The 26,562-nt window shown below is 71.2% G+C and carries 24 protein-coding genes; 10 read left to right on the forward strand and 14 right to left on the reverse strand.

Annotated features, from left to right (window positions below):
* Positions 1 to 82 precede the first annotated feature (82 nt).
* A complete protein-coding gene (locus tag ACZ7L7_RS14840) occupies positions 83 to 2,515 on the forward strand; it encodes a polysaccharide lyase 8 family protein (RefSeq protein ID WP_472076005.1) in 2,433 nt (810 codons plus the stop codon).
* On the opposite strand, the gene ACZ7L7_RS14845 is transcribed toward ACZ7L7_RS14840, so the two are convergent.
* The 9 genes from ACZ7L7_RS14845 to ACZ7L7_RS14885 all read right to left on the reverse strand — a co-directional run bounded on the left by ACZ7L7_RS14845 (position 2,502) and on the right by ACZ7L7_RS14885 (position 13,651).
* Positions 2,502 to 3,332 carry an ATP-grasp domain-containing protein gene (locus ACZ7L7_RS14845; protein ID WP_472076007.1) on the reverse strand — a complete coding sequence of 277 codons (831 nt, stop codon included), beginning with the start codon at positions 3,330 to 3,332 and terminating at the stop codon, positions 2,502 to 2,504. The two genes, ACZ7L7_RS14840 and ACZ7L7_RS14845, sit on opposite strands and share 14 nt — an antisense overlap.
* 73 nt (positions 3,333 to 3,405) lie before the next feature.
* Entirely contained in the window at positions 3,406 to 4,875 is a 1,470-nt protein-coding gene (locus tag ACZ7L7_RS14850; protein ID WP_472076009.1) for an HAD-IA family hydrolase, read from the reverse strand.
* Between the two features lie 25 nt (positions 4,876 to 4,900).
* On the reverse strand, positions 4,901 to 5,938 hold the full coding sequence (locus ACZ7L7_RS14855; RefSeq protein ID WP_285512705.1) for a hydroxyacid dehydrogenase: 1,038 nt from the start codon (positions 5,936 to 5,938) through the stop codon (positions 4,901 to 4,903).
* Positions 5,939 to 5,940: 2 nt separating this feature from the next.
* Entirely contained in the window at positions 5,941 to 6,864 is a 924-nt protein-coding gene (locus ACZ7L7_RS14860; RefSeq protein WP_472076010.1) for a carbohydrate ABC transporter permease, read from the reverse strand.
* Entirely contained in the window at positions 6,861 to 7,829 is a 969-nt protein-coding gene (locus ACZ7L7_RS14865) for a carbohydrate ABC transporter permease (RefSeq protein WP_285512707.1), read from the reverse strand. The genes ACZ7L7_RS14860 and ACZ7L7_RS14865 overlap by 4 nt, the downstream gene beginning before the upstream one ends.
* A gap of 87 nt (positions 7,830 to 7,916) precedes the next feature.
* Complete coding sequence (locus tag ACZ7L7_RS14870; protein ID WP_285512708.1) at positions 7,917 to 9,230, reverse strand: ABC transporter substrate-binding protein; 1,314 nt, start codon at positions 9,228 to 9,230, stop codon at positions 7,917 to 7,919.
* Positions 9,231 to 9,355: 125 nt separating this feature from the next.
* On the reverse strand, positions 9,356 to 10,447 hold the full coding sequence (locus tag ACZ7L7_RS14875) for a substrate-binding domain-containing protein (RefSeq protein WP_472076012.1): 1,092 nt from the start codon (positions 10,445 to 10,447) through the stop codon (positions 9,356 to 9,358).
* A gap of 155 nt (positions 10,448 to 10,602) precedes the next feature.
* The gene (locus ACZ7L7_RS14880; RefSeq protein ID WP_285512710.1) at positions 10,603 to 11,085 is read right to left on the reverse strand and encodes a hypothetical protein; all 483 of its coding nucleotides are present in this window, start codon (positions 11,083 to 11,085) and stop codon (positions 10,603 to 10,605) included.
* A 25-nt stretch (positions 11,086 to 11,110) separates the two neighbouring features.
* Positions 11,111 to 13,651, reverse strand: coding sequence for a molybdopterin oxidoreductase family protein (locus tag ACZ7L7_RS14885; RefSeq protein WP_471432657.1), 2,541 nt, complete (start codon positions 13,649 to 13,651; stop codon positions 11,111 to 11,113).
* Between the two features lie 155 nt (positions 13,652 to 13,806).
* Here ACZ7L7_RS14885 and ACZ7L7_RS14890 point away from each other — a divergent pair, with 155 nt between their 5' ends.
* Positions 13,807 to 14,370, forward strand: a complete 564-nt coding sequence (locus ACZ7L7_RS14890; RefSeq protein ID WP_285512711.1) for a hemerythrin domain-containing protein — start codon at positions 13,807 to 13,809, stop codon at positions 14,368 to 14,370.
* Positions 14,371 to 14,479: 109 nt separating this feature from the next.
* Here the strand turns inward: ACZ7L7_RS14890 and ACZ7L7_RS14895 are convergent, their stop codons facing one another.
* Positions 14,480 to 15,121: a DUF6629 family protein gene (locus ACZ7L7_RS14895; RefSeq protein WP_471432603.1), complete on the reverse strand. Its 642-nt coding sequence runs from the start codon at positions 15,119 to 15,121 to the stop codon at positions 14,480 to 14,482.
* Positions 15,122 to 15,243: 122 nt separating this feature from the next.
* Here ACZ7L7_RS14895 and ACZ7L7_RS14900 point away from each other — a divergent pair, with 122 nt between their 5' ends.
* Together ACZ7L7_RS14900 and ACZ7L7_RS14905 are read left to right on the forward strand one after the other, a co-directional pair.
* Positions 15,244 to 15,984: a TetR family transcriptional regulator gene (locus ACZ7L7_RS14900; RefSeq protein WP_472076014.1), complete on the forward strand. Its 741-nt coding sequence runs from the start codon at positions 15,244 to 15,246 to the stop codon at positions 15,982 to 15,984.
* Positions 15,985 to 16,120: 136 nt separating this feature from the next.
* Positions 16,121 to 16,543 carry a Zn-ribbon domain-containing OB-fold protein gene (locus tag ACZ7L7_RS14905; protein WP_093722936.1) on the forward strand — a complete coding sequence of 141 codons (423 nt, stop codon included), beginning with the start codon at positions 16,121 to 16,123 and terminating at the stop codon, positions 16,541 to 16,543.
* 18 nt (positions 16,544 to 16,561) lie between these two features.
* On the opposite strand, the gene ACZ7L7_RS14910 is transcribed toward ACZ7L7_RS14905, so the two are convergent.
* The gene (locus tag ACZ7L7_RS14910) at positions 16,562 to 16,948 is read right to left on the reverse strand and encodes a PPOX class F420-dependent oxidoreductase (RefSeq protein ID WP_471593418.1); all 387 of its coding nucleotides are present in this window, start codon (positions 16,946 to 16,948) and stop codon (positions 16,562 to 16,564) included.
* Positions 16,949 to 17,027: 79 nt separating this feature from the next.
* Between ACZ7L7_RS14910 and ACZ7L7_RS14915 the strand changes: the two genes are divergently transcribed.
* Both ACZ7L7_RS14915 and ACZ7L7_RS14920 read left to right on the forward strand, forming a co-directional pair.
* Positions 17,028 to 18,071, forward strand: a complete 1,044-nt coding sequence (locus tag ACZ7L7_RS14915; RefSeq protein WP_285512715.1) for a hypothetical protein — start codon at positions 17,028 to 17,030, stop codon at positions 18,069 to 18,071.
* Between the two features lie 117 nt (positions 18,072 to 18,188).
* Positions 18,189 to 19,559, forward strand: a complete 1,371-nt coding sequence (locus tag ACZ7L7_RS14920) for a S1 family peptidase (RefSeq protein ID WP_471593419.1) — start codon at positions 18,189 to 18,191, stop codon at positions 19,557 to 19,559.
* 82 nt (positions 19,560 to 19,641) lie between these two features.
* Here the strand turns inward: ACZ7L7_RS14920 and ACZ7L7_RS14925 are convergent, their stop codons facing one another.
* The gene (locus ACZ7L7_RS14925) at positions 19,642 to 19,827 is read right to left on the reverse strand and encodes a hypothetical protein (RefSeq protein WP_285512763.1); all 186 of its coding nucleotides are present in this window, start codon (positions 19,825 to 19,827) and stop codon (positions 19,642 to 19,644) included.
* A 178-nt stretch (positions 19,828 to 20,005) separates the two neighbouring features.
* A complete protein-coding gene (locus ACZ7L7_RS14930) occupies positions 20,006 to 21,166 on the reverse strand; it encodes an ROK family protein (RefSeq protein ID WP_471593420.1) in 1,161 nt (386 codons plus the stop codon).
* A 205-nt stretch (positions 21,167 to 21,371) separates the two neighbouring features.
* On the opposite strand from ACZ7L7_RS14930, the gene ACZ7L7_RS14935 reads away from it, so the two are divergent.
* The 4 genes from ACZ7L7_RS14935 to ACZ7L7_RS14950 are packed head-to-tail and all read left to right on the forward strand — an operon-like array spanning position 21,372 to position 25,857.
* Positions 21,372 to 22,343, forward strand: a complete 972-nt coding sequence (locus ACZ7L7_RS14935) for a carbohydrate ABC transporter permease (RefSeq protein ID WP_472076017.1) — start codon at positions 21,372 to 21,374, stop codon at positions 22,341 to 22,343.
* A gap of 19 nt (positions 22,344 to 22,362) precedes the next feature.
* On the forward strand, positions 22,363 to 23,286 hold the full coding sequence (locus ACZ7L7_RS14940) for a carbohydrate ABC transporter permease (protein ID WP_285512719.1): 924 nt from the start codon (positions 22,363 to 22,365) through the stop codon (positions 23,284 to 23,286).
* 10 nt (positions 23,287 to 23,296) lie between these two features.
* On the forward strand, positions 23,297 to 24,640 hold the full coding sequence (locus tag ACZ7L7_RS14945; protein WP_285512720.1) for an ABC transporter substrate-binding protein: 1,344 nt from the start codon (positions 23,297 to 23,299) through the stop codon (positions 24,638 to 24,640).
* A 14-nt stretch (positions 24,641 to 24,654) separates the two neighbouring features.
* Positions 24,655 to 25,857 (forward strand): Gfo/Idh/MocA family protein, encoded by a 1,203-nt coding sequence (locus tag ACZ7L7_RS14950; RefSeq protein WP_285512721.1) that lies wholly within the window; start codon positions 24,655 to 24,657, stop codon positions 25,855 to 25,857.
* Here the strand turns inward: ACZ7L7_RS14950 and ACZ7L7_RS14955 are convergent.
* Complete coding sequence (locus tag ACZ7L7_RS14955) at positions 25,820 to 26,536, reverse strand: response regulator (RefSeq protein ID WP_471432611.1); 717 nt, start codon at positions 26,534 to 26,536, stop codon at positions 25,820 to 25,822. The two genes, ACZ7L7_RS14950 and ACZ7L7_RS14955, sit on opposite strands and share 38 nt — an antisense overlap.
* Positions 26,537 to 26,562 lie beyond the last annotated feature (26 nt).

The following is a 26,562-nucleotide window of genomic DNA, read 5'->3' on the forward strand; positions in this document are numbered from 1 at the left end:
CCCTCGACCCCCAAACGCTCAATACGATCATTTTGGTTGAAACTGTTGAGCGTTTGATCGGTGGCTGCTAGAAACCGCCGACATGACGACTCGTTGGTCACGTCGCGGCTTTCTGACCGCGAGCACCGCGTCCGCACTCGCGCTGACCGTCCCCGTCCCGGCCGCGGGCACCGCTGCCGCCGCGGAGGCGGACGAGTTCGCGACCCTGCGCGCCAAGTGGCGCACCCTGGTGCTCGGCGAGGGGTTCAGCCCCACCGCCGAACCGTTCAAAAGCCGGCTCGCCGAACTGGGCAGCACCGCGAACGAGCTGCGCGCCGCCATGGCGCCGGCCCCTGGATCCCTGTGGCCGGACCTGGTCTACGCCGACCCCGAACCCGACGCCGACCAGCAGTCGTACGGCTACTCCGGCAACATGCACGCCAGTTACGGCCGACTCCACACGCTCGCCCTGGCCTACAGCCGGCCCGGCACCGGTCTGACCGGCAACAGCACGCTCAGAACGGCCATTCTGACCGGACTCGATCACCTGTACACCGATGTGTACAACGAGAACCGCGCCCGCTACGGCAACTGGTACAGCTGGCAGATCGGCGCCCCGCAGGCCCTGCTCGACGTGTGCGTGCTGATGTACGACTCGCTCACCGCCGCGCAAGTCGCCCACTACTGCTCGGCGGTCGACCACTTCGTGCCCGATTCGGCGGTCGCCAGCTACACCGGCACCAGTACCGGCGCCAACCGCGTCGACCTGTGCCGGGTGCTGGCACTGCGCGGCATCGTCGGCGCCAGCGCCGCGAAGGTGGCGCTCGCCCGGGACGCCCTCTCCCCCGTCTTCCCGTACGTCACCAGTGGGGACGGCCTCTACAGCGACGGCTCGTTCGTCCAGCACACCACCGTGCCCTACACCGGTTCCTACGGCTCGGTGCTGCTCGGCGGTCTCGGGATGCTGTTCGCGCTGCTCAACGGGTCGACCTGGGCGGTCACGGACCCCAACCGGCAGATCGTGTTCGACGCGGTGGAGACCGCCTGGGCGCCGTTCCTCTACAACGGCCTGGTGATGGACTCCGTGTCCGGCCGGGCCATCAGCCGGGGCCTGTCCGCCGCGGACGCCCAGCAGATCCAGCAGGACGACCACCTGCGCGGCCATCCGGTCCTCGCCTCGATCGTCCTGCTCGGGCAGGGAGCGAGCGCGGCCGAGAACGCGCGCTGGCGCGGTCTGGTGAAGGGCTGGCTCCAGCGCGACTACTACAGCCCGCCCATGAACGACCCCGCCCTCGCCCTGCCCCAACTGTCCCGGCTGAAGTCGGTCCTGGACGACACGGCCGTCATCCCGGTCGCCGAGCCGAACGGGCACCGGCTCTTCCCCAACATGGCCCGCGCCACCCACCGCAGGCCGGGCTGGGCGGCCTCACTGAGCATGGCCGACCGCAGGATCACGTACTACGAGACCGGCAACGGCGAGAACCTGCGCGGCTGGCACACCGGTTCCGGGATGCTCTACTGGTGGGGCGACACCTTCGCCAACGGCCAGTACAGCGACGCCTTCTGGCCCACCGTCGACCCTTACCGCCTGCCCGGCACCACGGCCTCCCGCAAGGTCCTCGCCGACGCCGCCGGCGGCGACTGGGGCGCCTCCCTTCCCGATGTGAACTGGGTCGGCGGCGCCACCGACGGTCAGCGCGCGGCGATCGGCCAGTACGTGAAGGGGCTCCAGTCCACGCTGCTGGCGAAGAAGTCATGGTTCTTCCTCGACGACACGGTGGTCTGCCTCGGGGCGGGCATCCGCTGCACCGACGGCACGAGGGTCGAGACGACCGTCGACAACCGCAACCTCGGCCCCGTCGGCAACGCCCCCTTCACCGTCAACGGCGCCACCAAACCGCTCGCCTACCCCTGGTCGGAGACGCTCACCGGTGCCCGCTGGGCCCACATCGACGGCCACGGCGGCTATGTCTTCCCCGGCGGGGCCACGGTCAAGGCGCTGCGCGAGGCACGGGACGGCCGCTGGAGCGACATCAACAGGGGCGGCTCCACGACCGTCCTGAACCGCAAGTACCTGACGCTCTGCGTCGACCACGGCACCGACCCGGCCGCGGCGACCTACGCCTATCTCCTCATGCCGGGCGCGCCGGCGGCGCAGACCGGGGCGCGGGCCGACGCCATGGGCTGGCTGACGGTCCTCGCCAACACCGACGACCAGCAGGGCGTGGCCGTGCCCTCGCTCGGTTTCACCGGGGTCAACTTCTGGTTCGGCGGCACCGTGGGCAGCCTGGTCGCGAGCGACCCGTGTTGCGTGATGATCCAGGAGCGCGGCGACGGGACGGCCGTGATCTGTGTCAGCGATCCGATGCGCATGCGGACGGGGCTGACGCTCACCTGGAACCGTGCGGTCGCCTCGGTGACGTCGAAGCCCGCCTCGGTGACCTCGGCGACGACCGGTTCCTCGTTGCGGCTCACCTTCGGTGACCTGCGCGGAACGGCGGGTGCCACCCAGCGCGTGACGGTCAGGCTCGGCTGAACATCCCGTGCAGGGACGCCTTCATCGCCCCGATAAAGGCGTCCCCGCGCGGGGGGTCGAGGGCGTCCAGGGAGAGGTACGGGTTGAGGTCCTCCAGCTCCACCAGCAGCAGCTCGCCGCCGGGGGCGCGGCAGGCGTCGACGCGCTGGATGCCGTGGCCGATGGCGTTCCAGTCGACGAACCGGCGGGCGAACTCCAGGTCCGCGCCGCTGGGTTCGTAGGGCTTCAGCTCCCAGCGGCGGTCCGGGTCCGGGGCGTACAGGGCGTACTGGAAGTGCTCGTCGACGAAGTAGAAGGAGACCTCGTACGCGAAGTCCACGCACGGCTGGACGAGGACGCTGCCGTCGGCCAGTTCGCGGGCCCGCTCCCGGGTGACGGTCTCCAGTCCTATGGAGTCGGCGCCGAGCTTGGGCTTGACCACGTACCGCTGCGCGTCCGGCAGCAGGCTCAGGTCCTCGGGCCGGTCCACGGTCGGGATCACCGGGAAGCCCTCGGCCGTCAGGTCGAGCAGGTACTGCTTGCCCGCCATGTCACCCCGCCCGGTCAGCTCGTTGTAGACGAGCGCCCCCGTCGCGGTCGCACACGCGCGGAAGGCGTCGTAGTCCTCCTGGTACGCCAGGACCGGGCCGCTGTTGCGGACAACGACGGCGTCAAAGCCGGCCATGAGCGCGACCGCGTCCCGAGGGTGGCACAGGGCGAGGTCGAAGTCCTCGCGGAGGGCGGCGGTGAGCCGGATGTCCTCGTCGCAGTAGCGGCGCCCGCGGGCCGGATAGGCCAGGTCGGTGACGTAGAGCAGGCTGCGGCGGGCGGTCGGCATACGGGCTCCTCGGGCGGGTGGGAGCCGATCGTACGCAGACCGCCGCGTACCGAACAAATGTCGGGTTACGGCGTCACAGGCCCGCCGACCACAGCTCCGGCCTGCCGATTCCCGCCAGGCCCCGGCGGACCGTGCGTCGGGGGCCGGGTTCGACGGGTGCGTAGGAGGGGACGGCGAGGACTCGGCAGCCCGCGGCCTCGGCGGCGGCGATGCCCGTCGGCGAGTCCTCCACGACGAGGCAGGCGGCGGGGTCGACGCCGAGGGCTCGGGCTGCGGCCAGGTAGGGATCGGGGGCGGGTTTGGTGCGCGGGGTCTCGCCCTCGGCGACCGTCGTACGGAACCGGACGGCGCCGAGGGTCTTCAGGACCGCGTCCACGACCGGACGGGAGGAGGCGGAGACCAGGGCGGCCGGGATGCCCCACTCGTCGAGGCGGTCGAGCAGTTCGAGGGCGCCGGGGAGCGGGGTGGCCTCGCGCTGGACGGCGGTGAGGAAGCGGGCTTCCAGGTCGGCGGCCAGGGTGTGCTCGTCCTCGCCGGTCAGGGTGTGCAGGCGGGCCGCGGTGTCGGCGGCGGAGCGGCCCAGGGCCTGGAACAGGTCGTCGGGTTCGATGCCGGGGGCGGCCTCGCGGACGGTGCGCAGCCACAGGGACTCTGTGTCGACGAGGGTGCCGTCCATGTCGAACAGCACGGCGTGCGGGGCCGCCGCGAACGGGGTCCCGTCGAGGGTCCAGTGCCGGTCGGGGTGACGGTTGAGCGCGGCGAACACCTGGGCGGCGACGTCGACGTGCCGGAGCGGCCGGGACGGGGCGCCGATCCCCGGTCCGGCCGCCGCCAGCCACGCCGTGCGCTCCTCGGCCGTGCGGCCGCCGTGGCCGCCCGCGTCGACGTGGCCGTGGTCGGTGACGACCAGCACGGTCCACTCCTCGTCGGGGTACGAGGGCCGGGAGCGGACGGCGTCGAGCAGGCGGCCGAGGCGGGCGTCGGCGTTCAGGATCGCCCTCTCGTACGCCTCGCCGCAGCCGAGGACGTGCGCGGTCTCGTCGGCCGCGCCGAGGTAGACGAAGGAGGCGGCGGTGTCGTCGGCGGGGTCGGCGAGGAGGCGCACGGCGGCCTCGGTGATCTGTTCGTCACAGTGCTCCCAGGCCTCCAGGGTGTCGGCGATGGGTGAGATGTACACGGAGCGGGAGGGCGCGGTGAACAGGGGGCTGCCGCCGCGGGCCTGCATCAGGGGCTCCCAGCCGGCGGCGACGAAGGTGCGGCGGCCGTCCTTGACGGCCAGCCGGGTCGCGAAGTCGGGGAAGACGGCCAGGCGGTGGCCGGTGAAGTCGTTGCTCCACACGCCGTGCCGGTCGGCCGTGACCCCGGTGACGATCGTGGCCCAGCACGGGCCCGACATGGTGGGCGTGCGGTCGTCGACCTGCACGGGGGTCAGGAAGCCCTCGGCGGCCAGGGCGTCGAGGTGCGGGGTGGTGAGCCGGTCGAGGGTGTCGAGGCGTACGCCGTCGATGCCGACGACGAGGACACGGCGGGCCGGGTCGGGCATGAGGTTCCTTTCCCGCTGCAGGAGTTCAGGCCGAGCGGATCAGTTCGTCGGGGGCGATCTCGTGGGCGAGGGGCAGGCCCTGGGCGTAGCGGGCGACCTCGTCCACGGCCCAGTCGGTCATCCGGGCCAGCTCGTTGCCGAGGGAACCGGCGATGTGCGGGGTGAGCAGCACGTTGGGGAGGGTGTACAGGGGTGAGTCGGCCGGGGGGACTTCGGGGTCGGTGACGTCGAGGACGGCATGCAGGCGGCCGGTGACCAGGTGGGCGACGAGGGCGTCGGTGTCCACGAGGTCGCCGCGGGAGGTGTTGATCAGTGTGGCGCCCTCCTTCATCAGGGCGAGTCGGCGGCCGTCGAACATGTGGCGGGTCTCGGGTAGTTGGGGTGCGTGGATGGACACCACGTCGCTGCGGGAGGCCAGTTCGTCCAGGGTGACGGGCTCGGCGCCGAGTGCGCGAGCCTGAGGGGCGTCGAGGTACGGGTCGTACAGCAGGACGTGCAGGTCGAAGGGGCGCAGCAGTTCGATGACCCGGCAGCCGATCCGGGAGGCGCCGACGATGCCGACGGTGCGCCGGTAGTTGCCGTGGCCGGTGTAGTACGGCAGGACGTCGGGGCGGGTGCGCAGGTCGGCGTAGTGGCGGGCGGCGTCCAGGACGCGTTTGCCGGCGAAGAGGACGGCGGCGAGGGTGAACTCGGCGACGGGCAGGGCGTTGGCGGCCGCGGCGGAGGAGACGGTGATGCCGCGGCGCCAGACGGCGTCGGTGACATGGTGTTTCACGGAGCCCGCGGCATGCACGACCGCGCGCAGCCGGGGCATCATGCGCAGCGCCTCCTCGGTGAGCAGAGGGGCGCCCCAGTGGGTGAACAGGACTTCGGCGGCGGCGAGTTCGCCCGGGTCGGCGCCGGTCAGATCGGTGACGACGGTGGTGGTGTCCACGCGGGCGACGGTGTGCAGTCGGGTCAGGGCGTTCTCGGCGAGGAGCTGCCGGTGGATCTGGGCGCCCATGGCGAGGACGGTGTGCGGGCGGGGGGTGGTGTTCAGGGGGGTGCCTTCCGGTGCGGGCATCGTCACTTCACCGCGCCGGCGGTCAGCCCGGAGCGCCAGAAGCGCTGGAGGCAGACGAAGGCGGCGATGAGCGGGACGACGGCGACGAGGGAGCCGGTGATGACGAGCGAGTAGAACTCGGGCTGCTGCTGGGTGACGCTGTTCCACATGAACAGGCCGAGGTTGACCGGGTAGAGCTGTTCGTCGTTGAGCATGACCAGGGCGCCGAAGAAGTTGTTCCAGCTGGCGGTGAACGAGAACAGGAAGATGGTCATGAAGCCCGGCGCCAGCATGGGCAGGCCGATGCGGGCGAAGGTGCGCAGTTCGCCGGCGCCGTCGACGCGGGCCGCCTCCAGGACCTCGCCGGGGACGTAGCCCTCGGAGAAGACCCGGGCGAGGTAGACACCGAACGGGTTGACCAGGGCGGGCAGCAGCAGGGCCCAGTAGGTGTTGACGACGCCGGCCTTAGTGGCGAGCAGGTACATCGGGAGCTGGATGACGGTGGTGGGGACGAGGACGCCGCCCAGGACCAGGCCGAACAGCTTCTCCTTGCCGCGGAACTCGTACTTGTCGAAGGCATAGCCGGTGGCCACGCACAGCAGGGTGGAGGCGGCGGAGCCGACGACGGAGTACAGGATGCTGTTGCCGAACCAGCGTAGATAGATGCCGTCGTGGTAGGTGAGGACGCGTTCGAGGTTGGCGAGCAGGTGGAAGTCGCCGAAGGCGAAGCCGGAGGTGGCGAAGAGGTCGCGGTGGTTCTTGGTGGCGGCGAGGAGCAGCCAGCTGATCGGCATCAGGGTGTAGAAGGCGGCGACGATCAGCAGTGCGTTGACGACGCCTCTGGAGAGCAGGGTGCCGGAGGCGGTGCGGCGGGGCTTGCGGGTGGGTCTGCGCGCGGCCGTGGGGCGGGCGGCGGGGGGTTCGGTGTGCTGGGTGAGGGTGGTCATCGCGCGGCCTTCCACCGGTTGCCGAGCCGGGTGACGAGGTAGGAGAGGGCGACGCCGAGGGCGGCGAGCATCAGGGACGCGGCGGCGGCGAGGCCGTAGTCGTGCTGCACGAAACCGGCCTTCCAGATGTACAGGGTCGGGGACCACTCGGTGTCGATGGAGGGGGCGCCGCGCTGGTTGAGGAGTTTGGGCTCGGTGAAGATCTGGATCGCGCCGACGCAGGTGAACAGAACGGTCATGACGACCGCGGAGGCGATCATGGGGACTTTGATGGTCAGGGCGGTGCGTACGGCGCCGGCGCCGTCCACGACGGCCGCTTCGATCACTTCGCGCGGTACGGCCTGCAGGGCGGCGTAGAAGATGACCATGTTGTAGCCGGTCCACTGCCAGGCGGTCAGGTTGACCAGGGAGGTGAGCACGTGATCGCTGGAGTAGAAGTCCCAGCTGCCGCCGAGCGCGCCGATCCAGTCGAGCACGGGGCTCAGGCCGGGTGTGTAGAGGTAGATCCAGATGATCGAGGCGATCAGTCCGGGGATCGCGTGCGGCAGGAACAGGGCGAGCTGGAAGAACCGTTTGGCGCGGGCGAGGGCGGAGTCCAGCAGCAGGGCGAGGGCGAGTGAGCCGCCGATCATCACCGGGATGTACAGGGCGCAGTACAGCGCGATGTGCCCGAAGGAGGAGCGGAAGCCGGAGGCGGACAGGGCCTTGGCGTAGTTGCCGAACCCTGAGAACACCCGCTCGGTGCCGCCGAATCCAAGCCCGGAGGAACGTTCCTGGAACAGGCTCATCCATGCCGCGTAGGCGATCGGGGCCGCCATGACCACGGCGAACAGCACGAAGAAGGGGACGATGAAGAGGGCGGCGGCACGGCGCTGCCCGCGCCGCAGCGGGGAGGCTCCCGGCGGGTGCGGAGCGGGTGCCCGCGCGGCGGCTGGGCGTACGGCCGGGGCGGAGGGGGCTGCCACGGGGGCTCCTTGGGGTTGGGCGGAGAGGGCGTGACGGGTGGGGCCGGTCGGGGTGACGAGTGGGCCGGAACTCCCGGCCCCGCGCCGCTACTTCGCCAGCTTCAGGCCGCGTTCCGTGATGCCGGACTCCGCCTTGCGCTGGCCCGCCTCGACGCCGGAGGTGAAGTCGGACTGGGCGGTCCGGTCCTGGACGGCGGTGTAGACGTCCATCTGGTTGGGGCCCCAGGTCCAGCCGGGGACGATGGTCTCGGCCTGCTCGGAGGCGAGGGCGTAGAGGTCCTGGCCGTTCAGGTAGTCGGTGTCGAACTTCGCGGCGGCCACTTCGCGCATCTCGGGATTGGCGGGCAGGGCGCTGCTGGGTGACTCCAGGTCGGCGAGCCGGGCCTCGACGCCGGCCTTGTTCGTGGTGAGCCAGGTGATGAACTCCGCGGCGGCCTTGGCGTTCTCGCTGCCCTTGAGGACTCCGTAGGAGGTGCCGCCGTAGTTGCCGCTGGCGGGGGTGCCCCAGTGCGGCACGGGCGCGGCGGCCCACTTTCCGGCGAGGTCGGGCATGGCGGTGCGCATACCGCCCGCGGACCAGGAGGCGCCGAGGAAGGACAGGGTCCGGCCGCTGGTGCGGGCCTTGGTCTCCTCGGGGCTGTAGCCGGTGTAGGACTGGACGAGGTCGTCCTCGATCAGGCCGTCCCAGTAGGTGGTGACCTTGGTGGTCGCGGCGTCGTCGACGGCGGGCTTCCAGGCGTCGCCCTCGACGGAGAACCACTTGGCGCCGGCCTGCCAGGACAGGGCGGCCAGCAGTGCGGGGTCGTTCTTGGGCATGGAGGCGAGCCGGGCGTTCTTGTCCTGTCTCTTGACCTTCTCCGCGGCGGCCTTGAACTCGTCCCAGGTGGTGGGGACTTCGATGCCGTACTTCCTGAACAGGTCGGCGCGGTAGTAGTAGAGCTGCGGGGCGGCGTCGTAGGGGACGGTCCAGGTCTTGCCGCCGAAGGTCACCAGGTCCTGGAGGGACTGCGGGAACTTCGTCCTGACCGTTTCCCCGGCGTATTCGGTCAGATCGATCAGGTTCCCCTGGCTGGCGAACTCGGGGACCATTTGGTACTCGATCGTGGCCACGTCGGGCGCGTTGCCCGCCTTCACGGCGTTGGCGAGCTTGCTGTACCCCTCGGTGCCGCTCGGTATCTCGGTCAGCTCGACCTTGATGTCCTGGTGCGACTTGTTGAACGCCTCGACCGTCGACTCGGCCCCGAGTGTCCAGGTCCAGTAGGTGAGGGTGACCGGCTTGCCGTGGGCGGCGGAGCCGGTCGAGTCGCCGTCGCCGCCGCCGCACGCGGTGGCGAGCAGGCCGAGCGCGGCGACGGCGGCGAGGGTGGCGGTGCTGCGGAACGATCTTGAGGTGCGCATCATGGCACGTCTCCTACGGAACCTCGCACGGGAAGAGGCGGTCGCAGGACATCCTTTGCGCCACAACGATCGACGTCAAGAGCGTTCGACCAATTCAATCAAAACGATCGTTGAAATGAGCGGATCGATCAGTCGGTGTTCGGCTCGCCGCCGCAGGACTTGCGGATGCGCAACGCGGGCAGCAGGTCCACGTGCTGACCGGGCCCGGGGCGCTGCCCCTCCCGCCGCTCGGCGAGCCGCTGGAGCAGCAGTTTCGCGGCCAGTTCGCCGACCGAGCGCTTGGGCGGGGCGACGGCGGTGAGCGGTACGTCGGACAGACCCGCGACCTCGTCGTCGTAGGCGATCAGCGCGAGATCGTCCGGGACCCGCACCCCGGCCGCCTGGAGCCGGGGTACCAGCACGATCGCGTCCTCGTCGCTGTGCACCAGCGCCGCGGTGACCCCGCGTTTGCGCACGGCGTCCACCAAGTGGTCGACGCTCGCCTCGTAGTCGCCGTGCTCGCGCACCGACGGGGCATCGATGTCAACGTCCAGACCGAGCGCCCGCACGGCCGCCCGGAACCCCGCCGAGATCTGGTCGGCGTGCGGTCCCTCCTGCAGCACCGCGGCGATCTTGCGGTGGCCGAGCGAGGCGAAGTGGCCGACGGCGACTGCGGCGCCGTGGGCGCGGTCGGTGCGGACCCGGTCCAGGTTGGCGGCGGGGTTCCCGGGCGGCGCCGAACGCTCTACCAGCACGGCCGGTACGTCGTGCTCCAGCAGCCACTTCTCCTGGCCGTCCTCGGGCACTCCCCCGAACCAACTCGGCGCGACCAGCAACCCCTGTGCCCCGCCCGCGATCAGGTGCTCGGCCTGCACCGCGTCCTCGGCGTCGACGTAGCCGGACACCCCGAGCACCAGCCGCCCGCCCTGGGCGGCGACGGTCTCGCGGGCGCCGCGGACGATGTCGGCGAAGATGTAGTTCGTGGTCGGCACGATCATCCCGATCACGGCGCCGGCGGCCCCGGCCGCACGCTCGCGCGGTTCCGGCGCCGCGTCCTCCGGCCAGACCACGGCGCCGTGCAGCCGCTGCACCCGCCCCTGGGCGGCCAGTGCCTCCACGTCCCGCCGCAGGGTGACCGCGGAGACACCGAGTTCGGCGGCGAGTTCGGCGACCCGGATGCTGCGCCGTTCGCGGACGAGTTCGAGCACTCGCTCATGGCGCTGGTCGACATGGAGTCGCATGGGTTCCCCCTGGGCGATGACGGTTCCTCCGGGGCGGACGGCATGATCCCGGAGCGCCTACTCTACGCCTCCAATCGTATCGATCGTTTGCGATCAATACGATCGGGTGCTGCTCGGCCAGCCGCGACGGTGGAGCTGGTCGGATGGTCGGCCGGTCAGCTGGTGAGGACCTGCGGTGAGGTCTCCTTCAGTTCGGTGTTGGCCCAGCGGAGCTGCCGCAGAGTGTCGGGATGGCAGCGCCGGGCCAGTCCCAGGAGCCGTTCGTCGGCCATGGCCTGGGCTGCCTGGGCCACCAGTTCCCAGTCGAGGGAGACCGCCGAGGCCCGCCCGCAGATCTCCCTCAGGTCGTTCAGGAGGAGCATCCCGGGGTCGGTGGGCCGGCCAATGAGCGCGCCGCCCTTCTCGCGGAGCCGGTCGGTGCGGCGCGGGCCGTCGTCGGGGTCGGGGTCGAGGCGGAGACCGTATGTGTCGGCGACGTCGGCCAGGTCCCGCAGGTGGCGGTGCGACCAGGTGGCGAGGTCCAGGGCGAGGTGATGGATTTCGTGGGCATCGCGGTGGCGTTCGGCGGTGAGCAGCAGACAGCGGATCAGCTCCCGCTCGTCGTCGTGCAGTTCCCGCAGGACCGTACCGATCTTCATGGGCTGTCTCCGCTGTCTCCGCCGTTTACGCTGTGTCCGCCGTGTCCGCTGCGTCCGCTATGTCCGCTGCTTCCGCTGGAGGGGTCGGGGTGTCCTTGCTGGAGGGCCGGGGGATGTCCTCGTCGACGTCCGCGTATTCCGCGCCGGTGCCGCTGTGCCTGGCAGGCACGGCGGCGTCGACGGGGGACGTGACGGTGGCCGGGGGCGCCGGGGCCGGGCCGTCGGCCGGGGCGAGGCGGCGCAGAGCCGCGGCCGCGGTCTTGAACAGGGGCTGTTTGGAGACCGGGTCCCAGTCCGTGAGGGTGAGTTCATTCGCGGCCCGGCCGGGTCGTCCCTCTCCGGGTCCGGTCGCGTCACCGGTGTCCCAGTAGCCGTAGTGGAAGGGCAGGAACAGCACACCGGGACGGATGCCTCCGACGCGAGCGCGGGCCCGTACGGTGCCGCGCGGGGTGGTGAGTTCGACCAGGTCTCCCTCGTCGATGCCGAGCGGGTCGGCGTCGACGCGGCAGATCTCCACCCACACCTCGGGGGCGGCGGCCCTCAGTTCAGGGGTGCGGCCGGTCTTGGTGCGGGTGTGGAAGTGGTACAGGGTCCGGCCGGTGATCAGGGCGAACGGGTAGTCGTCGGAGGGCTGTTCGTGGGGCGGGAGACAGCCCGCGGCTCTGATCACCGCCTTGCCGTCCGGGTTGAGGGCCCGGTACTCCACTGGCTCGGCGGGGGCGCCGGTGACCAGGTCGCGCCCGTAGCTCTCGCACAGGTCGGGGGCGCTCCAGAACGCGCCGTCGGCGTAGAGGCGTTCGGTGCCGTCGGGGTGGTCGGCGGTGCACGGCCACTGGATGCCGCTGGGGGTGGTGCGCAGCAGGTTGTGGCTGAGGCCGGTGTAGTCGCAGGGCCGGCCGCGTGAGCACTCCTGCCAGGCCTGGAACGCCGATTCGGGGTCGTGCCACTTCACCAGGGGGTCGCCGTCCTTGTCGCGCAGGTCGAGGCGGCGGGCGTAGTCGAGGAAGATGTCGAGGTCGGGGCGGGCGAGCCCGGGGGGTTCGACGGCCTTGTCGGAGAGGTGGACGGTGCGGTCGGCGTTGGTGAAGGTGCCGGTCTTCTCGGCCCAGCCGGCGGCGGGCAGGACCACGTCGGCGAGGGCGGTCGTCTCCGTCGGGTAGAGGTCCTGGACGACCAGGAAGAGTCCCTCCCGGGCGAGCACAGCGCGGATGCGGGCGAGTTCCGGCAGGGACACGGCGGGGTTGGTGCCGGAGATCCACAGCATCCGGAGGGAGCCCTGTTCGGCGTAGCGGAAGATCTTCATGGCGTGGGTCGGCGGGCCGTAGTGCGGCAGTCGCTTCGGCTCGATGTTCCACAGCCGGGCGATCTCGGCGACGTGGTCGTCGTTGGCCCAGTTGCGGAAGCCGGGCAGGTCGCCGTTGGCGCCGCACTCGCGCGTGTTCTCGGCCGTGGGCTGGCCGTTCATCTGGAGGACGCCGCAGCCGGGGCGGCCGAGCATGCCGCGCACCAGGTGGATGTTGTTGACCTGCACGGCGGCGGCGGTGGCCTGGTGGGACTGGTAGAAGCCCTGGAGCACGGTGGACAGCAGGCGTTCGCCCGTGCCGAGGAGGCGGGCGGCGTGCCGGATGTCCTCGACCGGGACGTCGCAGATGACGGAGGCGCGTTCGGGCGGGTACTCCTTGACGCACTCGCGCAGGTCGTCGTAGCCGACCGTGTGGCGTGCGAGGTAGTCGGGGTCGGTCCAGCCGTTGCCGACGATCTCGTGCAGCAGGCCGTTCATGAGGGCGAGGTTGGTGCCGGGGCGGGGCGCGAGATGGACGGTGGCGGCGCGGGCCACGGGGGTGTCGCGGGGGTCGACACAGATCAGCGCGGGTGGTTCGGGTCCGGCGAGCCGGTCCAGGATCCGGGACCACAGGACCGGCTGGGTGGCGGCCATGTTGTGGCCGAACAGGGCGATCGTGTCGGCGTGGTCGATGTCGGTGTACGAGCCGGGCTGGCCGTCGCAGCCGAAGGTCTCCTTGAGTGCGGCGGCCGCGGTGGCCGTGCACAGGCGGGTGTTGCCGTCGAGGTGGTTGGTGCCGATGCCGCCGTGGGCGATGACGGCGAGGGTGTAGTACTCCTTCAGGAAGAGCTGGCCGGTGGTGTAGAAGCCGATCGCGCCGGGCCCCTGCTCGTCGAGGAGGTTCCGGGTGCAACGCACCACCCGGTCCATGGCGGTGTCCCAGTCCGTCTCGACGAGCCGTCCGTCCTCCCTGATCAGCGGCGAGGTGAGCCGGTCCGGTGCGGCGACCGCCTGCCAGGCGTACAGGTCCTTCGGGTCGAGGCGGCCGTGGTTGACGCGGTCCTCGGCCCGTCCGCGCACCCCGACGATCCGGCCGTCGCGCACGGCGATGTCGAGGGCGTCGCCGTTGGAGTGCAGCACCGACGCGGACCGCACCCAGTGCTCGACCTGGTCCGGCCGGACGCCGTCGGCCAGATGGGTGTCCACCCGTACCGGCCACGGCTCGCCCCTGCCGTACGGCGTACGGCTTCCCCACGGCTGCGCGATGCGGTCGACCCTGCCCATGTCCCCTGCCTCGGGTTGTCCTGCGCTGCCCGCTCCGGGTGCCCCCCGGAAAGCGGGTGAATCCGGGGGGCTGTGTGAGCGTGCCGACCTCGGGCACTCGAAGTCCCGCGGCGGCCCGGCCGGGGCGCCGTCCGAGTCTGCTGGAGGTGAAGGACATGGGTCACGGTGGAAACGTGATCGACGAGCTGATGGTCGATCACCGCGAGGTCGAGGAACTGTTCGGCAAGATCGAGGCGCTGCCGCCCGGGGACAAGGACCGCAAGACGTACGCGGATCAGGCCACGATGGAGTTGGTCCGGCACTCGGTCGCCGAGGAGGCGTACCTGTACCCGGCCGTGCGCAAGCACCTCCCGGACGGGGACGCGCTGGCCGACGAGGAGCTCAAGGACCATGCCGAGGCCGAGCGGATCATGAAGGACCTGGAGGGCTGCGACGCCGGGGACCCGGAGTTCGACCGGCTGATCGGCATGCTGATGTCGGAGGTCCGCGCGCACATCGCGGACGAGGAGGGGCGGCTGTTCGTCAAGCTCCGCGCGGCGTGTCCGCCCGAGGCACTCGACGAGCTGGGCGACAAGGTCCGCCGGGCGAAGAAGACGGCACCGACACGGCCGCACCCGTCGGCTCCGGACACTCCGCCCGCCAACAAGCTGCTGGCGCCGGGCGTCGGCATGATCGACCGGATGCGGGACGCGCTCACCGGGCGCGGCAAGGAGGACTGACCGGGCCGGGCGGCGGCCTCGTACGGCCCGAGGCGAGTCCTCATGGCCGTACGAGGCCGGTCCTCACGGCCGTACAAGGCGGGCCCTCACGGCCGTACAAGGCGGGCCCTCAAGGCCGTACGAGCCCCGCCGCCCCGGTGCCCGCGTCCCTGCCGCCCGCCCACCGCCACAGCACCACCGAGCACACCGCCGCGACCGCGCACCACGTCGAGACGAACTCCATGCGCCACAGTGCGGCGCACACCACCGCGCCCACCGCCACCAGCGCCCCGAGGCCGATCAGTCCGCGGTCGCCGGAGAGCAGCAGGGAGCCGATGGTGGCGAGCAGGTAGGCCGCGATCAGCAGCTCGGCGTCCGGCAGGTCCACGGCGTAGCCGACGGTGTGGCCGCGGATCTCGGCGCGGACCTCGCGGGTGGCGAGGACGTAGGAGAGCACCGCTGCGGTGACGACCCCGGCGGTCAGGGGGATCAGGAGCCGCGGGCGGGCACGGGGTGGTGCCGCCAGGAGGACGGACACCGGCAGCCACAGCGGAAGTAGCGGAAGCGCGATCACCGCCCAGGCGAGGGTGGCCGGTCCCGTGCCGCCGTCGCCCGCCCAGACCGCGGCCTCGATCAGCTGGTGCGCGCCCAGCAGCAGCGGGAGTGCGGCCATGGGCAGATCGCGGGCGCGGCGGACGCGTACCACGCAGGCCATGCCGACGGCGGCGATGCCCGCTCCTGCCACGAGGTTGGCCTCCGCACTCCAGCACATCGCTCCCCCGGTGATCGCACGGCAGGAGTTCCATCTTCTCCTGTCCACGCCAAGTGCACTCAGTTCCCCGCAAACGCTGCACTGAGTGCCATCACGGGTGATCAGGTGCTACGTTCCCGAGCATGAGCTCCAGCAGTGCGGCGCCCCGCCGCCGCGACAAGGCGGAGGCGGCGGCCGCGAGACCGTCCATGCGGGAGGCGCTGATCGCGGCGGCCTTCGAGCTGTTCCTGGAGCGGGGGTACGAGCAGACGACGATCGACGACATCGTGTCGCTCGCGGGGGTCGGACGGCGGTCGTTCTTCCGGTACTTCCCGTCCAAGGAGGACGTCGTCTTCCCCGACCACGAGCGCTGTCTGGCGGACATGACGGCGTTCCTGGCCTCCGGCACCGGGGACGAGGAGCCGGTGCGGCGGGTGTGCGACGCGGCCCGGATGGTGCTGCGGATGTACGCGGAGAACCCGACGTTCTCCGTGCAGCGTTACCGCCTGACCAAGCAGGTGCCGAACCTGCGGGCCTACGAGCTGTCCGTCGTCTGGCGCTACGAGCGGGGCCTCGCCGAATACCTGCGGGCCCGCTTCAAGGGCCGGCGTGACGGGACGCTGCAGGCCGATGTGATCGCGGCCGCGGTGGTCGCCGCGCACAACAACGCGCTGCGCTCCTGGCTGCGTTCGGACGGCCGCCTGGACGCCGAGGCCACCGTCGACCACGCGCTGCGCTCTGTGCAGTCGGCGTTCGGCGCCCCGCCCCCGGCGCTGGTCGGCACGCGCGCCGACGACGTGCTGGTCGTGGTGGCGCGCCGGGACGCGCCGCTGTGGCAGGTGGTGCGGGAGATCGAGGCCGTTCGGGAATCCTCCGCAGATTGAGGGTACGGAGTGCCTTTACGGCTGACACTCAGTGCCATACGCTGCGGGTGTGCACGGTGGCACGGCGACCGGGCACAGCTGCGCGCGGCCGTCCCGCGCGCATGGGTTTCCGGCCGAGCGCAGGGAGTTGAACAGCGTGTACCACCCCTCAGGAAGCGTTGCTCGTCAGACCGCCGGCTCCGCGGTCGGCGTACTCGAATCGACCGGCACGGTGGCCGAGAGCTCGGACGCCATGCTCTTCCAGCGCTGCACCTGGTGCGGCACGGCGATGTACCACCGGCTGCTCTGCCCGGTCTGCCAGGGCAGTGACCTGCGCACGGAGCGCAGTGAGGGCGTGGGCACGGTCCGGCACTCCACGGTGGTGCACCGCAACACCCCGGCCGCGCGCAATGTGTCGCTGGTCGAGATGGCCGAGGGGTTCGTGGTGCGCGGCCGGGTGATGGGCCCGCCGATCGGCATCCACAGCGGGGACCGCGTCCGTCTGTCCCAGGCCAAGGACCCGGTGCGGGGCGAGCCGGTGTTCCAGCTGGTCGACGAGCCCTACCGCGCCTGGACCTGACGAACGCTCACGACGGTCCTACGGCGTGAGCCTGATCCTCACGCCGACCGTGCCGTCCGTCCCCCTGCGGATGCGGCTGCCGAGGAGCGTGAGGCGGCCCATGACGCCGTACTTGCGGGCGATCAGCTTGCGGTAGCGGGCGGTGGTCTCCCGGTCGGCGATCTCCGCGGTGGCCGGGATCTGGTCACCGGTCGGACGGCCACGCATGTCGCAGGGGCCGACGAGGACATCGGCGCGGGCCCGGATGCGCTTGACCTTCCAGGAGTCGGCGGCGGTCCACACCCCGAGGTGGTCGCCGTCGCGCACCACCCACACCGGGGTGGGGACGGGCATGCCGTTCTTGCGGTAGCTGGTGATCAGCAGGTACTGGCCGGTGCCGAGCCGCTCCAGCGGCGAGTCGTCCATGGGCCGCAGTTTAAGCAGGAGCGTCGCGGGCCCCTCCTGCGGGATGCTGGACCCTGGGCACACGACAGGGGGCAGCGTGGTGACGGGCGACGACGGGGACGCGAAACCATCGGTAGCACGCCGGCTGATCGAGGTGGGCTGCGACGAGTCGGGCTCGGACGGCGAGAACCTCACCGGCGGCAACACCGATGTCTTCGCGCACGCCGGTGTGCGGCTGCCGGTGCCGGACGCCGCCGAGTACGTGCAGCAGATCCGGGACTGGATCCGCTCCCCCGCCTCCGAGTACAAGGCCAACCATCTGCTGCGCGAGAAGCACCGGGCGGTCCTGGAGTGGCTGCTCGCCCCCGGCGGGCCCATCCATGGCACCGCGACGGTCCATCTGACGGAGAAGGCGTACTTCGTCGTGGACCGCGCGCTCGACCTGCTGCTCGACGACCCCGGCGCCGCCCTCCCGCTGTACCGGCGCGGCCCGGGGCTGTTCGGGCGGGAGCGCTGGCGGGAGTTCCTGCTCGCCGCGAACCGGCTGCTGCGGGTCCGCGACGAGGGCGCGCCCGAGGCCCCGGTCGAGGCCTTCTTCCGCACCGTCGCCGGTCTGCTCCCCCTGTCGGGTGGCGACGAGGTGGCCGACACCCTGCACCGGCTCGCCGCCGCCCGCCCCCGCGCGGACGCCTACCGGGCCGAGCTGCTGACGGGCCCGCCGCTGATCCCCGTACTCAATCCCCTGCTGCCCGCGATCGTCGCCACGGCCGCGTACTGGAGCCGGGGCGGGGCCGCGGTACGGCTGGTGCACGACCGGCAGAACATGCTGACGCCGGACCGGATCGACTGGATCGAGCACCGTGCGCGGCGGGCCGGGGTCCGGCTCACCGGGGTCGAGCTGGTGGTGTCGCTGGACGATCCGCGGGTGCAGCTCGCCGACTTCCTCGCCGGGATCGCCCGCAAGATCGCCGACGACGAGCTGGGCGGCCGGGGCGACCCGGTGCTGGCCGCGCTGCTGCGCCCGTACGTGGATCCGGCGTCGGTGTGGGGCGACGCGGCGGCGGGGGCGCGGCTCGGGGTGCCCGACGGCGCTCGCACGGCGCCCTCGGCGACCGTCAACTCACCCGTCCAGCTGAGAAGTTGACGCACCCGGCAGAGCCGGTGAACACCCGGGCCCCGAGCCACGTATGGACTGGGGGCACTCAACTACGGGAGTGCCTCGCGGTGTTCGTACCGCGCTGTTCGGGTTCGGGAGCCATGCATGAGGCACGCACGACGACGGATCGTCCGGCGAGTGACACGGCTGGCGGCCGTCGGAGGACTGCTGCTGGGCTCGGCGATGGTGACCCGGGCGGTGGCGAGCGAGCCACCCGACACCGCGCCGGAGGCGACCGTGCGCTCGGCCGTCGACACGGGCACCGGGCTGGTCGAGCGGCTCGGCGCCTCCCGTACGGCGGGCACCTGGATCGGCGCCGACGGGCGGCCGGTCGTCGCGGTGACCGACGAGGAGGCCGCGGCCGAGGTGCGCCGGGCGGGCGGTGAGCCGAAGATGGTGTCGCACAGCATGAACGAGCTCAAGTCGGCCACCGCCACGCTGCGTTCCGCGCCGCGGGTGACCGGGACAGCCTGGGCGATGGACTACCGCAACAACCAGGTGGTCGTCCGCGGCGACAGCACCGTCTCCTCCGCCGACTGGTCGAAGCTGACCGATGTCGCGGGTGACATCGGCAGTTTTGTCCGCATGGAGCGCACCGGGGGCACCTTCACCACCCGGCTGAACGGCGCGCTGCCGATCCTGTCGACCGCCGGGCGCTGCTCGGCCGGGTTCAACGTCACCGACGGGCAGCGGGACTTCATCCTCACCGCCGGGCACTGCGGTCCGAACGGCTCGCTCTGGTTCGCCGACAACCAGGGCCGCGAGCGGATCGGCAGCACGGTCAGGGGGAGCTTCCCGGGCGGTGACTTCTCGCTGGTGGCGTACGAGGACGGGGACGCCGGGGACGGCGCCGACGTGGTGGCCATCGGCGGGAACCGCGGGGTGCGCATCACCGGCGCGGGCGATCCGGCGGTCGGGCAGAAGGTGTTCCGCAGCGGCTCCACCAGTGGACTGCGCGACGGCACGGTGACCGCGCTCAACGCGACGGTCAACTACCCCGAGGGCACGGTGACCGGGCTGATCGAGACCAACGTGTGCGCGGAGCCCGGGGACAGCGGCGGGCCGCTCTTCTCGGAGGGCATCGCGCTCGGGGTGACCTCGGGCGGCAGCGGTGACTGCCAATCGGGCGGAACGACGTTCTTCCAGCCGGTGACGAAGGCCATGGCCGAGGTGGGTGTGCAGCTCATCGGGGCGCAGGCGCAAGGTGGCGGGCAGCAGGGCGCGGCACCGGCGCCGTCGGCGTCGGCCACGCAGAGCGCGATCGCCCCGGGCGCGGCCTCGCCGGGCTCCTCGGCGCCGGTCGGCGGTGGCACGGAGGGGGCCCAACTGCTGGCCCGGCTGGCCGATCCGCGCAACGTCGGGCCGGGTCTGCTGATCATCGCGGGGTCGCTGGTCGCGCTGGTGGCGACGCGGTTCATCCGCGCGGAGCAGGACCGCAGGGCGTACCAGCGGTACTACTCGGCGACTTGGGGATAGGGGGAGAGGAATGGAAGGGGGGCACCCGTCACATCAGGGTGCCCACTGCGGTCTTCGAGGGCTCGGCGGTCCTCGGTGAGCGTCAGGCCGCCTTCACCGGCTGCGGGGCCGCTGCGGCCCACTCCATGACGAGGCGTTGGTACTCCTCGCGCTCCTCGACGCTCAGTGTCCCGCCCGCCCGGCGCCACAAGGCCCGGATCTCCTCGTTGACCTCGTCAGCCGACCTCTCGGAAACGGGTTCAACACTGGTGGACATGCTGTGAAGCATACGGGCCGCGAGGTGAAGGCGCCGTGAGTAAGCACACACAATACGGGCATACCGGACCGTGTTGCTGATCACGTCCTGATCTTGGCCGATACGTCAGGTTCCGCACGCCTCGCGCGCGTCCGCCCTCTTCCCTTCGGACGCCTGCCGCCTCCGTTTTCAGGCGCCCGTCGCCTCCACGTCAGGCGTCCACCGCCCCCAGCACCAGCACCTGGATCGCGAGCACGGCGGCCCCGCGCGCCCAGTCGTGGAAGTCGGACTTGCGGGTTTCCAGATCGAGCGGCGCGGCCAGCGGATGCCGGTGCTCCCGGACCGTGCGCATCACCTTCTCCCCCGCCACGTTCATCAGCCCGACCCCCTCTCCGGCCAGCAGGATCCGCTGCGGCATGACGAAGTTGGAGATCTGCGCGAGCAGGATCCCGAGGGCGCGGGCGGCCTCGTCGACGATCCGGCCGGGCAGCGGGTCCCCGGCGGCGGCCAGCCGCAGGATCTCCTCGTACGTCCAGTCCCGGCCGGTGCCGGCCTGCACCTGGTAGCGGATGTTGGGGATGGTGAGCATGGACACGGCGCTGCCGCGGGCGCCGTCCGGGGTGAGCGGGCCGTACGGGTCGATGATCCAGTGCCGGCCGAAGCCGCGGTCCTCCTCCTCGCAGGGCACGCGCCTGCCGCCGAGGACCAGGGAGTAGCCGAGTCCCGCGCCGATGGTGAGCACCACGAAGCGGTCGAGGCCGCGGCCCGAGCCGAACCAGTTCTCGGCCTCGGTCAGGGCGGCGACGTCGTTCTCGACGACGACGGGCAGTGAGGTGCGCTCCTGGACGAGCGCGGCCAGCGGGATGTCGCGCCAGCCGAGGAACGGTGACTCGGCGACGACCGTGCGCCGCTGGACGAGGCCACCGACACCGATGCCGATTCCGGCGAGCCGGGGGAAGTCGCTCCTGAGCCGGTCGGTCATCTCCGCCAGCAGATCGGCCACCTCGGCGGGGTCATGGGTGGTGAGCGGCCGGTCCAGGCGGGCGACGATCTCGCTGCGCAGGGTGGTGACCACGCCGTAGACCATGTCCGCGGTGACCTTGTAGCCGACGAAGGCGCGGGAGTCGGCGACCACGTCGAGGGGCTGGGAGGGGCGGCCCTGGCGCACCTCGGCCGGGGAGCCCGCCTCGGACACCTCGACCAGCAGCCCCGACTCGATGAGCGGCTTGGTCAGCCGGGTGAGACTGCCCGCAGAGAGATTCAGCCGGCGGGCGATCTCGGTGCGCGACAGCGGGCCGCCGAGAAGCACCTCGATCGCCACCGAGCGCTCCCCCGCGCTCAGCGGACGCCAGTCGGCGACGGCAGCGGTCATGTCGTTCAGCCCCCTCGTTCGACCGGTGTCCGCCGATCGGTATCGGTTTCGGTCACCCATTTTTTTCCCTACGAAAACAACAAGGTCATCCTACGGCCGCTGGCGCGACCGGCAAAAGATATTCGCCGACCTCTTGACGCGTCGATTCTTTCGCCTCAAAAGTAAGTGCCCGAGGACGAGCCGCCGTGGACGAGGGAGTCTCCTGATGACCATCGCCTCCAGCAGCCCTCCGTCGCGCCTGCCCCTGGGCGGCGCGCGGGAGGCACGGACCAGGCCGAGAACGGACCGGGCGCGGGCCCGGGCCCGGGAGTCGGGGGGTGACGGCCGGCTGGCCGCGCTCTTCCTGGCCCCGGCCCTGCTGGGCTTCGTGGTCTTCCTGCTCTGGCCCACGCTGCGGGGCGTGTACCTGAGCTTCACCCGCTTCAATCTGCTCACCCCGGCCGAGTGGGTGGGCCTGGACAACTACGTACGGATGGTCAACGACCCCATCTTCTGGGACTCGTTGACGGTGACCGTCGAGTACGTCGTCATCAACATCGGCGTCCAGACGGCCGCCGCGCTCGCCATCGCCGTACTCCTGCAACGGCTCACGCAGTCGGCGATGCTGCGCGGGATCGTGCTGACGCCGTATCTGATGTCCAACGTCGTCGCCGGCATCGTCTGGCTGTGGCTGCTGGACACCCAGCTCGGCATCGGCAACGAGATCGTCGCCGCGCTCGGCGCCGACCGCATCCCCTTCCTCGCCGACGAGACCTGGGCGATCCCGACGATCGCGCTGATCAATGTGTGGCGCCATGTCGGCTACACCGCGCTGCTGCTGTTCGCGGGGCTCCAGGCGATCCCCCACGACATGTACGAGGCGGCGCGGGTGGACGGCGCGAGCGAGTGGCGGATGTTCCGGCGGATCACCCTGCCGCTGCTGCGGCCGGTCCTCGCGGTCGTCCTGATCATGACGGTGATCGGTTCCTTCCAGGTGTTCGACACGGTCGCCGTGACGACGTCGGGCGGTCCCGCCAACGCCACCAATGTGCTCCAGTACTACATCTACGGCGCCGCGTTCGGCCGCTTCCAGTTCGGCTACGCCTCCGCGATGTCCGTGGCCCTGCTCGTCGTGCTGAGCGCCATCACGTTCCTCCAGTACCGGCTCACCCTGGCCGGCCAGAGCGACCTCGGCTGACGGAAGGGAGCGTTTCGACATGACCGCCGTGACGGCGACCACCGCGAAGATACGGCCCGCCGGGCGCCGCGGGCTCTCCCCCGGCCGCGTCCTGGCCTGGACGGCGATGGCCGCGATCGTACTGATCACCCTGCTGCCGTTCTACTGGATCCTGCGCACCGCGCTCTCCTCCAACTCCGCGCTCGCCTCCGACCCGGGCAACCCGCTCCCCGTGGACCTGACCACCGGCGGCTTCGAACGGGCCCTCGGCCTGCAGTCGACCGAGGAGGCCATCGCCCAGGGCGGCGCGGGCGGCGGGCTGAAGTTCTGGCGCTATCTGATCAATTCGGTCGTCGTGTCCACCCTGATCACCGTCGGCCAGATCTTCTTCTCCGCGATGGCCGCCTATGCCTTCGCGCGGCTGCGCTGGCGGGGCCGGGACAAGGTGTTCGCGCTCTTCCTGGCCGGGCTGATGGTGCCGACCATCTTCACACTGCTGCCGAACTTCGTGCTTATCAAGGAACTCGGCCTGGTCGACAACCTGCTGGGCATCGCCCTGCCGACGATGTTCATGACCCCCTTCGCGGTCTTCTTCCTGCGCCAGTTCTTCACGAACGTGCCCCGCGAGGTCGAAGAGGCGGCCCTGCTCGACGGGGCCGGGAAGATCCGGATCTTCTTCCGGGTGATGCTGCCGATGGCGTCCACGCCGATCCTCACCCTGGGCGTGCTGACGTACATCACCGCCTGGAACGACTACTTCTGGCCGCTGATGGTGTCCTACAGCGACAGCTCACGGGTGCTGACCGTGGCGCTGGCGATCTTCCGGGCGCAGACCCCGCAGTCCGGCTACGACTGGTCCGGACTGATGGCGGCCACCCTCATCGCCGCGCTGCCGATGCTGCTGCTCTTCGCCTGCTTCGCGCGCCGCATCGTCAGCACGATCAGCTTCACCGGCATCAAGTAAGGGGACCACCATGCGCATACGCACCCTCGCGGCCCTGACCGGCGCGCTGGCCCTGTCCCTGGTGACCGGCTGCGGACAGGGCGGCACCGTCGGATCGGGTTCCGGCACGGTGACGTACTGGCTCTGGGACGCCAACCAACTGCCCGCGTACCAGGCATGTGCCAAGGACTTCGAGCGGCGGAACCCGGGCCTGAAAGTGAAGATCACGCAGATGGGCTGGAGCGACTACTGGACCAAGCTCACCGCGAGCTTCATCGCGGGCACCGAGCCGGACGTGTTCACCGACCACATCCAGAAGTTCGGCCAGTTCGCCGACCTCGACGTCCTGGAGCCCCTGGACGACCTTGGCATCGACGACTCCGCCTACCAAGAGGGCCTGGCCGCCAACTGGACCGGTCAGGACGGTCATCGCTACGGCGCCCCGAAGGACTGGGACACCGTCGCCCTCTTCTACAACCGGAAGATGGCCAAGGAGGCCGGCCTCACCGCCGAGGAACTCAACAGCCTCTCCTGGAACCCCGAGGACGGCGGCACCTTCGAGAAGGCCATCGCCCACCTGACCGTCGACAAGAACGGCAAGCGCGGCGACGAACCCGGCTTCGACAGGGACAACGTCAAGGTGTACGGCCTGGCCACCGGCGGCGCCGGGGACAGCGACGGGCAGACCACCTGGAGCCCGTTCACCGCGTCGGCGGGCTGGCACTACACCGACAGGGCCCGCTGGGGCACCGAGTACCAGTACGACGACAAGACCTTCCAGCAGGTGATCGACTGGTACTTCGGCCTGGCGGAGAAGGGCTATCTGGCGCCCTTCACCGACTACACCGACGGCGCCAACCCGGCCAACGCCCAGCTCGCCTCCGGCAAGGCGGCGGCCTCCTTCGACGGCGCGTGGATGATCTCCACGTACTACGGCACCAAGGGCCTCGACGTCGGCACCGCCCTCACCCCCACCGGGCCCACCGGCAAGCGCGCCACGATGATGAACGGCCTCGCAGACTCCATCACCAAGAACGCCGACAACAAGTCCGGCGCGCGCAAATGGGTCACGTACCTGGCCTCCGACGAGTGCCAGCGCACGGTGGGCCGCTACGGCATCGTCTTCCCGGCCACCCCCGGGGGCACGCGGGCCGCGGTGGCCGCGTACGAGAAGAAGGGCATCGACGTGTCCGCCTTCACCGAACCGGTCACCGGCCGCCGGGACTCCCTGACCTTCTCCTTCCCGGTCACCGACTACGCGGCGGACGTGTACGCCCTGATGCGGCCCGCGATGCAGGACGTGTACGCCAACGGCGCCCCGGTGAGCGACCTGTCCAAGACCAACGACCAGATCAATCTCATCCTCGGCCAGTGAAAGGCACTCACTCCATGACGTTCTCCCTCGGCATCGTCGGCGCCGGCCAGTTCTCCGGCAGCTTCGCCAAGCTGTTCCGGGCCCACCCCGGTGTCAGCGACGTCTACGTCACCGACCTCCTGCCGGAGCGGGCCGAGCAACTGGCCGCCGCCGAAGGGCTGTCGGGCACCTTCCCCTCGTACGAGGCGATGCTGGAGTCCAAGGCGGTCGACGCGGTCGCCGTCTTCACCCAGCGCTGGACCCACGGGCCGCTGGTGCTCCAGGGCCTGAACGCCGGCAAACATGTCTACTCCGCGGTCCCGATGGCGATCACCACCGAGGAGATCGCCGCGATCATCGAGGCGGTCAAGGCGACCGGACTGACCTACATGATGGGCGAGACCAGCCAGTACAACCCGGCCACCGTGCACGCCCGCAACCAGATCGCCAAGGGCGCCTTCGGGCGGCTCTTCTACGCCGAGGGCGACTACGTCCACGACATGGACCTGGGGTTCTACGAGGCGTACCAGTACAGCGGCGGCGAGAACTGGAAGGCCACCGCCTCCTATCCGCCGCTGCTGTACCCGACCCACGCGGTGGGCGGGGTGCTCGGTGCCTGGCGGACGCACGCGGTGAGCGTCTCCGCGATCGGGGTCGTCGACGAGCGCGGCGACGGCGTCTTCGACAAGGACGTCAGCCAGTTCGGCAACGACGTCTCCAACGCCACCGCCCTGTTCGAGGTCGCGGGTGGCGGCTCGTTCCGCACCAACGAGTTCCGGCGGGTCGGCTACCCCTCGCACATCCGCGAGTCCCGTTTCCGCTTCTTCGGCACCGACGCGAGCATGGAGCAGCTCGCCACGGTCGCCCTGTGGCAGGACAAGACCGGCGTGGAGGACATCAGCGAACTGCTGGAGCCGAAGCCCACGCTGGCGCCGGACGACCCCTCGCTGCGGCACATCGCGCCGGACCTACGGGCGGCGTTCACCTCGGGTTCGGCCCCGGTGCACGACCGCGCCCGTCTGCCGCGGGTGTTCGACAACCTCCCCAACGGCCATGAGGGCAGCCACCACTTCCTGGTGGACGACTTCGTGACCGCGGTCAACACCCGCTCCCTGCCGTCCGTGAACGCCTGGGTCGCCGCCCGCTACACCCTGCCGGGCATCATCGCGCACGAGTCGGCCCGGCAGGGCGGGGCGCGGCTCACGATCCCGGACTTCGGGGACGCCCCGGAGGCCTGAGTCCGTCCGGCCGCTTCGGTGGCCCGCCCAGGCCCGCGTCGCGGGCGCGGGCCACCGCCGCGGCCCGGTCGGAGACCTGGAGCTTGTACAGGATCGCCGAGACATGGTTGCGGACGGTCTTCTCGGCCAGCACCAGCCGCGCCGCGATCTGGTGGTTGCCCAGACCGAGGGCGATCAGATCGAGCACTTCCCTTTCCCGCTCGGTCAGTTCGGGGAAGACCTGCGCCGCGTAGTCGCGGTGGGCGCCGGTGAAGAAGTCCGCGATCCGGCGGGCGACGGCACGCCCGTACACGGCGTTGCCCGCGGCGACGGCGAGGACGGCGCGGACGATCTCGGTGCTGTCGGCGTCCTTGAGGAGGTATCCCCTGGCCCCGGCGCGCAGGGCCCCGAACAGGGCCTCGTCGTCCTCGTGCATCGTCAGCACCAGCACGGCCGGTGCGGGGCGCCGGGCGACGAGGGCGCGGGTGGCGGCGGTGCCGTCGAGGCCGGGCATGGCGAGGTCGGTGACCACGACATCGGGTGCCGCGCGGTCCACGGCGGCGAGCAGGGCGTCGCCGTCGGCGGCCTCGGCGACCACCTCCACGTCACCGCTCGCGCTCAGGGCGGCGGTGAGCCCGTAGCGGAACATGGGGTGGTCGTCGGCGATGACCACGCGGACGGGGCCGGTCCCCTCGCTCATGGCTCCTCCCGGTGTCCCGGTCCCGC

It is taken from the genome of Streptomyces sp. NPDC110618 (assembly GCF_055657065.1).

What these genes read in the sequence shown, in the direction of transcription:
- ACZ7L7_RS14840 (WP_472076005.1), top strand. Translation starts at nt 83, where the DNA reads ATGACGACTCGTTGGTCACGTCGCGGCTTTCTGACCGCGAGCACCGCG.
- ACZ7L7_RS14845 (WP_472076007.1), bottom strand. Translation starts at nt 3,332, where the DNA reads ATGCCGACCGCCCGCCGCAGCCTGCTCTACGTCACCGACCTGGCCTAT.
- ACZ7L7_RS14850 (WP_472076009.1), bottom strand. Translation starts at nt 4,875, where the DNA reads ATGCCCGACCCGGCCCGCCGTGTCCTCGTCGTCGGCATCGACGGCGTA.
- ACZ7L7_RS14855 (WP_285512705.1), bottom strand. Translation starts at nt 5,938, where the DNA reads ATGCCCGCACCGGAAGGCACCCCCCTGAACACCACCCCCCGCCCGCAC.
- ACZ7L7_RS14860 (WP_472076010.1), bottom strand. Translation starts at nt 6,864, where the DNA reads ATGACCACCCTCACCCAGCACACCGAACCCCCCGCCGCCCGCCCCACG.
- ACZ7L7_RS14870 (WP_285512708.1), bottom strand. Translation starts at nt 9,230, where the DNA reads ATGATGCGCACCTCAAGATCGTTCCGCAGCACCGCCACCCTCGCCGCC.
- ACZ7L7_RS14875 (WP_472076012.1), bottom strand. Translation starts at nt 10,447, where the DNA reads ATGCGACTCCATGTCGACCAGCGCCATGAGCGAGTGCTCGAACTCGTC.
- ACZ7L7_RS14880 (WP_285512710.1), bottom strand. Translation starts at nt 11,085, where the DNA reads ATGAAGATCGGTACGGTCCTGCGGGAACTGCACGACGACGAGCGGGAG.
- ACZ7L7_RS14885 (WP_471432657.1), bottom strand. Translation starts at nt 13,651, where the DNA reads ATGGGCAGGGTCGACCGCATCGCGCAGCCGTGGGGAAGCCGTACGCCG.
- ACZ7L7_RS14890 (WP_285512711.1), top strand. Translation starts at nt 13,807, where the DNA reads ATGGGTCACGGTGGAAACGTGATCGACGAGCTGATGGTCGATCACCGC.
- ACZ7L7_RS14895 (WP_471432603.1), bottom strand. Translation starts at nt 15,121, where the DNA reads ATGTGCTGGAGTGCGGAGGCCAACCTCGTGGCAGGAGCGGGCATCGCC.
- ACZ7L7_RS14900 (WP_472076014.1), top strand. Translation starts at nt 15,244, where the DNA reads ATGAGCTCCAGCAGTGCGGCGCCCCGCCGCCGCGACAAGGCGGAGGCG.
- ACZ7L7_RS14910 (WP_471593418.1), bottom strand. Translation starts at nt 16,948, where the DNA reads ATGGACGACTCGCCGCTGGAGCGGCTCGGCACCGGCCAGTACCTGCTG.
- ACZ7L7_RS14920 (WP_471593419.1), top strand. Translation starts at nt 18,189, where the DNA reads ATGAGGCACGCACGACGACGGATCGTCCGGCGAGTGACACGGCTGGCG.
- ACZ7L7_RS14925 (WP_285512763.1), bottom strand. Translation starts at nt 19,827, where the DNA reads ATGCTTCACAGCATGTCCACCAGTGTTGAACCCGTTTCCGAGAGGTCG.
- ACZ7L7_RS14930 (WP_471593420.1), bottom strand. Translation starts at nt 21,166, where the DNA reads ATGACCGCTGCCGTCGCCGACTGGCGTCCGCTGAGCGCGGGGGAGCGC.
- ACZ7L7_RS14935 (WP_472076017.1), top strand. Translation starts at nt 21,372, where the DNA reads ATGACCATCGCCTCCAGCAGCCCTCCGTCGCGCCTGCCCCTGGGCGGC.
- ACZ7L7_RS14940 (WP_285512719.1), top strand. Translation starts at nt 22,363, where the DNA reads ATGACCGCCGTGACGGCGACCACCGCGAAGATACGGCCCGCCGGGCGC.
- ACZ7L7_RS14945 (WP_285512720.1), top strand. Translation starts at nt 23,297, where the DNA reads ATGCGCATACGCACCCTCGCGGCCCTGACCGGCGCGCTGGCCCTGTCC.
- ACZ7L7_RS14950 (WP_285512721.1), top strand. Translation starts at nt 24,655, where the DNA reads ATGACGTTCTCCCTCGGCATCGTCGGCGCCGGCCAGTTCTCCGGCAGC.
- ACZ7L7_RS14955 (WP_471432611.1), bottom strand. Translation starts at nt 26,536, where the DNA reads ATGAGCGAGGGGACCGGCCCCGTCCGCGTGGTCATCGCCGACGACCAC.